The sequence below is a fragment of the Vagococcus sp. genome (assembly GCF_036639995.1).
In the GTDB taxonomy this organism is placed as follows: Bacteria; Bacillota; Bacilli; order Lactobacillales; family Vagococcaceae; genus Vagococcus.
The window spans coordinates 1-9,617 of sequence record NZ_JAVWHO010000064.1; the positions used below are offsets into that span (position 1 = coordinate 1).

The following is a 9,617-nucleotide window of genomic DNA, read 5'->3' on the forward strand; positions in this document are numbered from 1 at the left end:
TTTACTTTAGAAAAAAACAATAATTACTGACCAAAGAAACCAAGAGTAGGCTTTTGATAGCTACTCCTGGCTTCTTTTTTATATTAAAGGTGACAAATAACTTCAAATTCCTCGCAGATAAGTAGTTCTTCTGTCGAAAATTTTAAATGATAGGTATCAAATTCATTAGTGAAGAACTTTTGATGTTCGTTATACCAATACTCATAACTTAGATCTCCTTCTCCCTCTTTTTTAGCAAAATCTTCTGTCACATCATCCATTTTGATAAGTTCGAGGTGTTTATTTCTAATAATAGCAATTGGATTTTTGCTACCATCTAAAATAATGTCGTATTGCCCAATTTGAGGAAGTGTTTCGTGTTTAATGTTATATAAAATATAGGCGGAGCAAGTCCCCGTTTTTTTGCCCTCTAAAACTAAAGAACCTAAATAATCTCCCATATCTTTTGTCCCATCTCCAAACATCCAAGCGTCAGGTACAGGTAAGTCAATATTTTTCTCAATACAAAAATCTTTCCAAAGTACTTCCATCATCTTATAAACCTCCTATAAATTGGTTATATCAGTTTTTGTGATAAGAATCAATAACAGAAATAAATAAACATTTACTTAATTATTGTGATAAAATGAACGTAATAGAAAATAGAAGGTGACTAAAGTGAAAGAAGCAAAAATTATTCGTACAGTAGATTTGATTAATGGAGGATGTAACGCGTGTCCAACTGTAAAAAGTGAGGTCTATATTTTAGATTTAAATAATTTAAATCGTCCTCTAGAAGGATTGGATGTTTCCTCATTAATAATGACGGTTGCACTAGCTAATGGGTATAAACAACATCAAGAATACGATATGGCAGAAGATTATGATGTATATAAAAATGGTGTTAATGAAATTTCAGTTATTCCTGAGTATGACAAATTAATTTTTAAAAAAGGATTTAGTCAGCAGAAAGTTGCTAATTCTTACAAAGAACCCTCAGAACTTTTTTCAGTGGTAAATAATTTATTGACTCAATATTTTGATTTAGAAGGACTAGAGTTTGTTATTGAAAATCAAGACTAGTAGCTAAAAAGCAATCTATTTTGTAGATTGCTTTTTTATTTATTTTCAGACATGTCAAAGAAAAAAGGAGCTTGCCATTTCTGAGTTTTAGTTGCTGTAGGATTGAGGTCAGTGAGCCATGTTGGATAAACTCGAAGGGCCATTTTTCCTTTTTGTTCGGAAGTGCGCAGTATTTTTTTAGCTTTCAATACCTCTTTCGGAAAAATAAATAAGCCTTTTTTTTGTTTATCTATAATCGTGATGACCACTTTGTCTGGACAATTAGCAAAAGAAAAAGCTTGGTTAATGTTGTTTTCATTTTTTTCCCAAAAAGCGACGAAATAGCCTTTCTTTTTTGGTGTTAACTTGGCCAAACGACTTCTATAAGATGTGTTATCGATAGTAAAAGTCATACCTTCATAGTCAATATTTTGTTTTTCTTCCATTTCTTTTAGTATTTCTAACTGTTTATTTTTGTGCATAAATAGTTTAATTAATTGAATAGAATGCATAAATAGCTCCTTTACTTAATAAATTAAAATTAGGTTAAAAAATAAGAAAAAATTTAGATAATATAAATAAAAAAACCTTAAAATACATTTGTGAAAAACGTCACTTATCCTGTTTTAATATGATTCAAAATAACATCGTGTTTATTTGTGTTTCTTTATAGGGTAAGTAGCGTGTTTAGTATTTGTTTTAAACGGAATAAACGTAGGGTTATTATACCATTTATAAAATAAAAAATGGTATAATAAGTCCATTATTTATTTTATATAATAAGATGAAGGGTGATTAATATGAAACTGGGGATTATTTCTTCTATGTCAATAGAAATAGAACTTATTTTAGGAAATTGTAAGGATGTAAAAGAGGTTCAATTAAAACAAAATATTTTCTATCAATGTAAATTTGAAAAATATGAATTAATAGTTGTTTCAAGCGGTGTTGGTAAAACGAATGCTTCTGTTTATACTCAAATTTTAATCGATCATTTTGAACCAGATGCTGTGATTAATACTGGGGTAGGCGGTGGATTGTTAGATAATCTTGAACCATTTGATGTTGTTTTAGGTACTTCTTTTAGCTACCATGATGTTAGGCTGAAACAACTAAAAAATACATTTCCATTCAAGTCTCAATTCAAAGCAAACCGCGATCTAGTGACGGTATTCTCTGAACATTTTCCAGAAGAAAAACGTGGAGAAGTTGTTTCTGGCGAATCGTTTATTGACGATTCGTTAGAAAAGGAAAAAATACATAAACAACATAAAGCTTTGATTGTTGATATGGAAACTGCTAGTATGGCTCATTGTTGCTTTATTAATGATATTCCATTTATTTCTCTTACAGCTATTTCAGATTTGGCGGATGATTTGGCCGATAAAATTTATTATGAGAATGACAAAGAAGCAGCAGATTGCGCAGGGAATTACTTATTAGAGATACTGAAAGAAGAAGAAAATAAATTAATTAATTAATAAAGGTATACAATACCTATAAAACCCGATATAATAATTGACAATATCATTATTTTACATGGGGGTTATAAAGTGTTGAGAAAATCAGATATACAATCGTTTCCAAAGGCAGAGTTGCATTGTCATTTAGATGGTTCAATTCGACCAGAGGCCTTACAAAAAATTGCAAAAGCTCAGAATTTAGTAATTAGTGAAAATTTAGATGAAGTTAGATCACATATGCAAGCACCACAATCCTGCCAAAATTTGGTGGATTATTTAACTTGTTTTGATTATGTACTACCATACCTACAAACTGAAGTTGCTCTTGAAATGGCAGCGTTTGATGTTATGGAACAATCAGCACAAGATGGTATTCGTTATATTGAAATTCGTTTTGCTCCTAGTCTTTCTATGAAAGAAGGTTTGAGTGTAGAACAAACGATTCAAGCGGTGGCAAAAGGTATCGCAAAAGCAGAAAAAACTTATGATATACATGGTAATATCTTAGTGATTGGAATGAAGACAGGCGAGTTAGAGTTAATTCAATCTATTTTCTCTAAAACACTTACTTTAAATCATAGAAAAGTGGTTGGATTTGATTTAGCCGGTGCTGAGAATGACTTTTTCATGGATGAATATCGTGATCTTTTAACAGTGGTGACTGAAAATGGTGCGATTCCTTTAACATTACATGCTGGAGAATGTGGCTGTATCCATAATGTGTTTAGTGCTATTGAATCAGGTGCAACTCGTCTTGGTCATGGCATTGCCTTGAAAGGTGATATAAAAGCACAGCAAAAAGTTTCGGCACATGATGTTTGTATTGAAGGTTGCCCAACAAGTAATGTTCAAACAAGAGCTATTGAAACAATCAAAGATTATCCATTGAACGAATGGTTGGAAAATGATATAACATTTTGTATTAATACGGATAATAAAACTGTATCAAATACAACGTTATCAAAAGAATATGATTTGTTAAGAACTGAGTTATCTTTGTCAGTTGAGACATTTAGACAGTTAAATAAAAATGCTATGATCTATTCATTTGCAGATGCTGTGTTGAAAGAAAAAGTGCTTAAAGAAATGACAGATTTTTCTTTTGAAGCTTAACTAGATAAATATCGGTCTTTAGTCAGTGGATTTTTTCAATGTGCTTGGTATACTAGAAAAAAACGTGATGAGAGATGTGATGATGATGAAATTTTTAGGCAATATTATCTGGCTGATATTTGGTGGTTTTTTTGGGGCCTTGTCTTGGTTTTTAGCAGGATGTCTATGGTCTATTACGATTATTGGTATTCCAATAGGTATGCAGTGCTTTAAAATTGCAGGACTTAGTTTATGGCCTTTTGGCAAAGAGATTGTTTATAGTACAAGTGGTATGTCTTTAATTGTTAATATTATTTGGTTGATTGTTAGTGGCTTACCGTTAGCGATTGGTCATATGATAAGTGGTTTGCTTTTATGTATCACAATTATTGGTATTCCCTTTGGTAAGCAAAGCTTTAAATTAGCGCAATTAGCGTTAATGCCATTTGGAGCTAGAGTCGTTCAAACTTATAATTAAATAAATGCTAGGAAATAGGATAAACCTTTAAACGGTCTATCCTATTTTTTTGAATGTAATTTAAAATTTTCTGTGCAGCTTTTAGCAAAATCTATTATATGTGTAGTTTCTGCTAAGTTGAAAATTTCAGGTACAAACAATAAAGTTTTCATAAGTGTCTCCTTAATTTCTTTATTTATGATGATTAAGTGTCATAGCATGTTGGGTGATCGTCTTATTTTCCTGTTGCTTGTGTTTTTCGATAGAGTTAAGTTGTTTCTTTTTAGAATTGGTTAGGCTTTTTTTGATAAAAATCATGATGCTAATAAGTGAAATCGTTCCGATCAAAGAGATTAACATTTTCTCACCTCCTAAATTTATTCTATCGGAGAACAGCGTATTATAAGTATGAGATATAGCCTAGTGTGAAAGTGAAATTTATATATCTTGTTTATCCATCTATTTTTTTATATAATAAACTAAGTTAATAAAGTATGTTTTAAAAGGAGTTGTAACGATGGAGCCAAGTAAACCACAAAATGTAAAAAAAAATAACTTATCTCTTTTAACTCATTTAATCAAAGACCATGGACCAGTATCAAAAAAAGAGTTATCAAACCTAAGTGGGTTAAGTGTTGTGACGATAAATAAATTAATTCCAGATTTGTTAAAAGAATCTATCGTTTTTCCTTTTTCAACAGATGTAATTACAGGTGGAAGACATGCCGTGTCGTATGTATTTAATGAAAAAAAGAAATTACTTCTAGTTATCAAGATGGTAGAAACAGATAGAACACTATATTTTTATTACTATCTATGCGATTTAAATGGAAAAGTAATTAAAGAAAAAAAGCTTTCTGCAAAGGACTTAGAGTGGTCAGATTTTTTAGCAACAATAGATGCGTGGAAAAAGATTTACCCTGAAATAAAAGGGATTGTTTTAGGTGTTCCGGGTGTGGAGACATCAGGAGTACTTAAGTTAGTGGATTATCCAATGCTAAAGAACCGGGCAGTACAACAAGAATTAATGGATAAATTTAAGTGTCATGTTCAGGTTGAAAATGATGTGAATGCTGCTATTTTAGGCTATGCCATGAATCAAGAGAAAAATAAAATTATCTCAGGTATTTATTATCCATTAAGTTTTCCACCAGGTGGTGGGGTATCGATTAACCAAAAATTATTAAAAGGACAGAATAATTTTGTTGGAGAAGTGGCTGACTTTCCTTTAGTAGCCGATTGGTCAAAGAAAAATCTGGCTGATGTCGATTTAAAAAAACATATCTATGAAGTGCTCCAAATATTTATGAGTACATATGATCCACATGAAGTTGTTATTTATGCAGCAGTAGAAAGAATATCTATAAACTTAATAGACGTAATTAGTAAGCAACTTATAGCAGCATACCCTGCGTTAAATACGCCGAAAATTGTTCTTTCAAGAAAGTTTAATACGGACTATTTAACAGGATTGATTTCATTAGGGATGAATGAACTAAACGATTAGTGGAAAGAGATGAAAAAATGCGAACAGAAAAAGAGAAAATGTTACAAGAAGAGTTGTATGTAGCAAATGATTTAGAGTTAAGAGAAGATGCAAAAAGAAGCCGTCAATTAACAAGAATATTTAATCAAACAACAGAAGAACAAGCTGAATATCGACAGACACTATTAAAAGAGTTATTTAAAAAAACGGGAAAAAATATCTATATGGAACCACCTTTTAGATGTGATTATGGGTCAAATATTTCGATAGGCAACAATTTTTATGCTAATTTTGATTGTATTTTCTTGGATGTTGCTGAAATTAAAATTGGTGAGAATGTCATGTTTGGTCCTAAAGTGAACTTGCTAACGCCAGGTCATCCAATTGATTCCGTTGTTCGAAATGCTGGTCTGGAGTTTGGAAAAGAGATTCAAATAGGAGATAATGTCTGGATTGGTGGTAATGTCGTCGTTAATCCAGGCGTTACAATAGGGAGTAACACAATTATTGGTTCGGGTTCAGTTGTAACAAAACATATCCCTGAAAATGTGATTGCTGCTGGAAATCCGTGCCGTGTGATTCGGCCGATTACTGAGGAAGATACGTTTTATTGGGAAGCTAAGCAAAAAGAATATTGGAAAGAAGTTAATAATAAGGAGCTAAAAAAATGATAAAACTTATGGCGGTAGACATGGATGGTACATTTTTGACATCAGAAAAAACGTATAATCGAGCTCGTTTTACTGATATTTACGCTGAAATGAAAAGACAAGATGTTAAATTTGTTGTGGCTAGTGGGAATCAGTACTACCAGTTGAAATCTTTTTTTCCTGAAATTGCAAAAGAAATTTCTTTTGTTGCTGAAAATGGTGCTTTGGTTATTAGTGAAGAAGAAGAGCTGTTTTGTGGTCAAATGTCTGATGAGTTAGTGATCGATGTTCTAGATTTTATGAGTAAGCAACCAGATGTATCAATGATTATGTGTGGTAGAAAGAGTGCCTATACACATGAAAAAGAATCTGTCGAGTTTGTAGAGTCAAGCAGAAAATATTACCACCGATTGCAAGTAGTTCCAGAGATCACAACTACTATCGATGACATTTTTTTTAAAGTTGCAACCAATGTTCCTAAAGATCAAACAGAAGAATTTATCACCTTGTTTAATCATCATTTTTCAGGACGTTTAACGGCTGTGACAAGTGGACATGGAGATATTGATTTAATTATTCCAGGATTACACAAAGCAAATGGTCTTCAACTATTACAAGAAAAATGGCAGATAGATCCTTCAGAAATGGTAACATTTGGTGATGGTGGAAATGATGTTGAGATGTTGCGTCACGTGAAATATGGTTATGCAATGGCTAATGCTAGCGAACGCGCTAAAGAGGCTGCTAGTTTTTTTGCACCAAGTAATGAAGATGAAGGTGTACTTGTAGTAATGGAAGAGATGTTAAAAATAAGAAAATAAAAAGAGCTTGGTAATTAGTTAAGAAAAGTCTTATGCTAATTACCAAGCTCTTTTAATAAAAAAACTACTAGCTAAAAAGCTAGTAGAAAAAAGGAATAGTTTATTTACTTTGGAGGAGTAAATAAAATGAAAAAAAGTTTTGTTAGGTTGTTTTGTTAGGTATGTTTATATAATAGAACTTAAATGTGAAGAAATAAAAACAGAACTGTGTTTTAAACATGTTTATTATTTAAATAAAATGAGACCTGTTTTTTTAAAAGACTTGTATCCCTTTTAAAAAAGCCTGTTGAACGGTAAACTCATTATCTAAAATGATTAAATCAGCATCAAATCCCTGACGAAGTTGCCCAATCTTAGTATAATTGAGTAATTCAGCTGGTGTTTGGCTGGCCATTTGAATGCTATCACCTAGAGGAAGCTTCATCTCAGTACTAATTTTCAAGGCTTTATTCATAGTTACTGTACTAGAGGCTAGTGTGCCATCTTTTAATCTAGCAACCCCATCTATTACAGTAACTAGATGCCCACCAAATTGATAAGCGCCATCACCAACACCCATAGCTTGTAAGGCATCAGTGATTAAAACCATGTTTGTAGCAGTTTTTACCTTATGCATTAGTCGAACCATTCCAGGATGTAGATGGATATTATCAACGATGGCTTGAATACTAACATTATCATTTTCTAAGGCTGCAGTGGTAATACCTGGTGAACGGTGATGAATAGCGGGCATAGCATTACAGTGATGTGTAATATGATTAACTCCTTTTGAAAAAGCATGTTGCGCTTCTTCGTAAGTTGCGTCAGTGTGTCCAGCAGCAACAACAATCCCTTGAGATATTAGGTAATCAATCACGTCATCAGCACCAGGTAATTCAGGAGCGATAGTGACCATTTTTATTAAACCGTCAGAGAAATTAATTATTTCTTTGATCTCTTGCAAATCAGGAAGACGTAAATGATTTGGATCTTGCATCCCTTTTTTTATTGGATTTAAATAGGGGCCTTCAAGGTGAATACCTAAAATTTTTGCTCCTTGTTCTTTACCAATAACTTGTTTAGTTGCACGAATCATTCCAAGTAGTCTTTCTTTAGAGGACGTAACAGAGGTAACTAAAAAACCAGTACATCCTGTCTCAAGACATTTTTTTGATACTTCTTGAATGCTTGTTGTTGTGCCATCCATCATATCAAAATGATTGGCTCCGTGAATATGAACGTCAATCATTCCTGGAATGACCAATTGATTGTCAGCCTCGATAACTTGTTGAAAATTTGCTTCTTCTACTGTTTCTGAAATATTTACTATTCGGCTAATTTGCTCATTTTCAAGATGAATATTTACTAGATTTTCTACGTTATTCTGAATAATTTTAGCGTTTTTAATAAGTGTTTGCATAATTAAGCTCCTTTTGGTGTAAGAATGTCGATACTATTTTTGAGTAATGTTTTTTGAAATGTTTGATTAGGTAATTCATCTGAAATAATGGTATCAACAAACTCCCAATTTAGTTTAAAAGAAGTTGTTTTTTGATACTTACTATGGTCAAGCAATAAGATAATTCGTTTTCCTTGTTTGGCTAACTGTTGATGTAAATAAATATCCTCTAATTCATCAAAAAAGATACCCTCTTCAGATGCACCAGACGCGCCAATAAAAACAATATCAAAATAATAGTTTTCTAATTGTGTCCTTAGCATAGGTCCCTTTAATTGATGGGAATCAGGTTGATAGTAACCACCCAAAAGTAAGATTCGCTTAATATGTTGAGAAAAACTAACCGCATTATCAACAGAATTAGTAACGGCTAATATATTTTTAGGTAAACTATCATCACTCAGGAGTTCAACTGTAGTTGAAACGTCTAGCCATATTGTGTCCGAATCTAAAATCAATGTTCTAGCCAATTTTGCAATACTCTTTTTTTCGGAACTATTTGTAATGATACGATTTTTATAATCAGTTATTTGTTGTTTGATGATAGGGAGTTGAATACCACCTTTGTGTCTTTCGACTAGATTATTTTCAACAAGTTTTAAAATGTCGCGTCTAGCAGTATCTTTTGATACATCGAAATGTTTGGCAAGTTCTTCTTGTTTTAAAAAGGATTGAGCTTCTAAGAGAGACATAATTTCGATTAATCGTTCTTGTTGATTCATTTGAGCACCTCTTTTGCGTTTGTGTAAGTTTTTAAACATTAAGAATAAGTTTTTGTAAGTCTAAAATATCAAATTTTAAGCTGCATAGCAAGTTATTTGCTAATTAGAGTAAATAAAAAAACCAATTCGATGGCTACGAATTGGTCTCTTGATTAATTTTTTTTTGTTCTTTTCGTTTAGCAATCGCAGTTCCGACGCCGTAGATGGTAAATAATATACCAGCCATGAAAAAGTAAAAACCGTCTAAATTAAATAAAACAATATCTGTTTCAGCTTTAAATCCGATAATCAAAAATATGATACCGATGATGATGAATACTAATTCAAACATATAATTTTTAAATGCTTTCATATTTTACACCTCTATTTGTTCAACAATCTGTCTAATTTATTGTAACATAGGCAAGAAAGGATGCCTAAGAAAAAATATAGTATCTTTTCTAAAAT

Annotated in this window: 13 protein-coding genes; 7 read left to right on the forward strand and 6 right to left on the reverse strand. The window is 31.9% G+C overall.

The features are described 5' to 3' along the window. Positions 1 to 83: 83 nt before the first annotated feature. Positions 84 to 533 carry an ASCH domain-containing protein gene (locus RR554_RS11455; RefSeq protein WP_332464413.1) on the reverse strand — a complete coding sequence of 150 codons (450 nt, stop codon included), beginning with the start codon at positions 531 to 533 and terminating at the stop codon, positions 84 to 86. A gap of 124 nt (positions 534 to 657) precedes the next feature. Here RR554_RS11455 and RR554_RS11460 point away from each other — a divergent pair, with 124 nt between their 5' ends. After that, the gene (locus tag RR554_RS11460; protein ID WP_332464412.1) at positions 658 to 1,062 is read left to right on the forward strand and encodes a DUF4809 family protein; all 405 of its coding nucleotides are present in this window, start codon (positions 658 to 660) and stop codon (positions 1,060 to 1,062) included. 35 nt (positions 1,063 to 1,097) lie between these two features. On the opposite strand, the gene RR554_RS11465 is transcribed toward RR554_RS11460, so the two are convergent. Continuing rightward, positions 1,098 to 1,487, reverse strand: coding sequence for a MepB family protein (locus tag RR554_RS11465; RefSeq protein ID WP_332468072.1), 390 nt, complete (start codon positions 1,485 to 1,487; stop codon positions 1,098 to 1,100). 354 nt (positions 1,488 to 1,841) lie between these two features. Between RR554_RS11465 and mtnN the strand changes: the two genes are divergently transcribed. The 3 genes from mtnN (at position 1,842) to RR554_RS11480 (ending at position 4,074) form a co-directional block, all read left to right on the forward strand. After that, complete coding sequence (mtnN, locus tag RR554_RS11470) at positions 1,842 to 2,522, forward strand: 5'-methylthioadenosine/S-adenosylhomocysteine nucleosidase (RefSeq protein ID WP_332468073.1); 681 nt, start codon at positions 1,842 to 1,844, stop codon at positions 2,520 to 2,522. Positions 2,523 to 2,594: 72 nt separating this feature from the next. Beyond that, the gene (gene add, locus RR554_RS11475) at positions 2,595 to 3,617 is read left to right on the forward strand and encodes an adenosine deaminase (RefSeq protein ID WP_332464409.1); all 1,023 of its coding nucleotides are present in this window, start codon (positions 2,595 to 2,597) and stop codon (positions 3,615 to 3,617) included. 85 nt (positions 3,618 to 3,702) lie between these two features. Then, positions 3,703 to 4,074, forward strand: coding sequence for a YccF domain-containing protein (locus RR554_RS11480; RefSeq protein ID WP_332464414.1), 372 nt, complete (start codon positions 3,703 to 3,705; stop codon positions 4,072 to 4,074). Between the two features lie 171 nt (positions 4,075 to 4,245). Here RR554_RS11480 and RR554_RS11485 read toward each other — a convergent pair whose 3' ends face one another. Then, positions 4,246 to 4,413 carry a hypothetical protein gene (locus RR554_RS11485; RefSeq protein ID WP_332468074.1) on the reverse strand — a complete coding sequence of 56 codons (168 nt, stop codon included), beginning with the start codon at positions 4,411 to 4,413 and terminating at the stop codon, positions 4,246 to 4,248. A 157-nt stretch (positions 4,414 to 4,570) separates the two neighbouring features. Here RR554_RS11485 and RR554_RS11490 point away from each other — a divergent pair, with 157 nt between their 5' ends. Genes RR554_RS11490 through RR554_RS11500 form a run of 3 tightly spaced genes read left to right on the forward strand, consistent with a single transcriptional unit; the run spans position 4,571 to position 7,010 of the window. Next, positions 4,571 to 5,560, forward strand: a complete 990-nt coding sequence (locus tag RR554_RS11490) for an ROK family protein (protein ID WP_332464407.1) — start codon at positions 4,571 to 4,573, stop codon at positions 5,558 to 5,560. 17 nt (positions 5,561 to 5,577) lie between these two features. Next, positions 5,578 to 6,210 carry a sugar O-acetyltransferase gene (locus RR554_RS11495; protein WP_332468075.1) on the forward strand — a complete coding sequence of 211 codons (633 nt, stop codon included), beginning with the start codon at positions 5,578 to 5,580 and terminating at the stop codon, positions 6,208 to 6,210. Then, positions 6,207 to 7,010 carry a Cof-type HAD-IIB family hydrolase gene (locus tag RR554_RS11500; RefSeq protein WP_332464405.1) on the forward strand — a complete coding sequence of 268 codons (804 nt, stop codon included), beginning with the start codon at positions 6,207 to 6,209 and terminating at the stop codon, positions 7,008 to 7,010. The genes RR554_RS11495 and RR554_RS11500 overlap by 4 nt, the downstream gene beginning before the upstream one ends. Positions 7,011 to 7,263: 253 nt before the next feature. Here RR554_RS11500 and nagA read toward each other — a convergent pair whose 3' ends face one another. The 3 genes from nagA to RR554_RS11515 all read right to left on the reverse strand — a co-directional run bounded on the left by nagA (position 7,264) and on the right by RR554_RS11515 (position 9,522). Next, entirely contained in the window at positions 7,264 to 8,409 is a 1,146-nt protein-coding gene (nagA, locus tag RR554_RS11505) for an N-acetylglucosamine-6-phosphate deacetylase (protein ID WP_332468076.1), read from the reverse strand. A 2-nt stretch (positions 8,410 to 8,411) separates the two neighbouring features. Further along, positions 8,412 to 9,170, reverse strand: coding sequence for a DeoR/GlpR family DNA-binding transcription regulator (locus RR554_RS11510; RefSeq protein WP_332468077.1), 759 nt, complete (start codon positions 9,168 to 9,170; stop codon positions 8,412 to 8,414). Positions 9,171 to 9,303: 133 nt separating this feature from the next. Beyond that, positions 9,304 to 9,522 (reverse strand): hypothetical protein, encoded by a 219-nt coding sequence (locus RR554_RS11515; protein ID WP_332464402.1) that lies wholly within the window; start codon positions 9,520 to 9,522, stop codon positions 9,304 to 9,306. Positions 9,523 to 9,617: the final 95 nt, after the last annotated feature.